Genomic DNA, 802 nt, shown 5'->3' with positions numbered 1-802 from the left:
GTCCCCGCCGCCCCCGGTCCGGGAGTCGGCACCCCCGGCCGGAGCCTGCCCTCCGACATGGCCGAGCGGCTGTCGCTGCGCAAGCGTCAGGTCGCCGTCAGCCTGGAGAAGCGGGGCGCCCGTGACGTGCGCGCCCGGGTGATCCTCGTGCTGGACGCCTCCGGCTCGATGAGCGCCCTCTACGCCAAGGGCACCGTCACCGGGGTGGTGGAGCGCATGGCGGCGGTCGCCGCCCAACTCGACGACGAGGGCGGCATGCGGGCGTGGACCTTCGCCTCCTCCCCCGCACGCCTCCCGGACCTGCGCCTCGCCGAGCTGCCCGAGTGGCTGCGGCTGCACGTTCGGGTGGGACGGATGAGCCTGTTCGGCCGACCCCGCAGGCGCCCGCGCGAGCTGGATTCCCGGCAGGTGGACATGCGCGCCGTCGGTATTCAGAACGAGGAGCAGAAGGTCATCGCCGAGGTGCGCGCGCACGTGCGCTCCGACCCCTCGCCGCTGCCCGTGCTCGTCCTGTTCTTCTCCGACGGCGGTGTCTACCGCAACGCGGAGATCGAGCGCGAACTGCGGGAGGCGGTCGAGGAGCCGATCTTCTGGCAGTTCGTCGGTCTGGGTCGGTCGGACTACGGGGTGCTGGAACGCCTGGACACCCTCACCGGCCGCCGGGTGGACAACGTCGGGTTCTTCTCCGTGGACGACATCGATCACCTTTCCGACACCGAGCTGTACGACCGGCTGCTCTCGGAATTCCCCGCCTGGCTGGCCGCCGCCCGTCGGGCGGGCATCCTGCGCTGACCCACCGGCC

The 802-nt window shown here is 72.2% G+C and carries 1 protein-coding gene; it reads left to right on the top strand.

From position 1 onward, the window contains the following. Positions 1-792, top strand: a 792-nt coding sequence (locus FNQ90_RS25430) for a vWA domain-containing protein (protein WP_182608461.1), incomplete at its 5' end; no start/stop codon positions are given. Positions 793-802 lie beyond the last annotated feature (10 nt).

It is taken from the genome of Streptomyces alkaliphilus (genome assembly GCF_014141535.1).
GTDB classification, from domain to species: domain Bacteria; phylum Actinomycetota; class Actinomycetes; order Streptomycetales; family Streptomycetaceae; genus Streptomyces; species Streptomyces alkaliphilus.
This window is presented reverse-complemented; position numbering and strand designations above follow the sequence as displayed.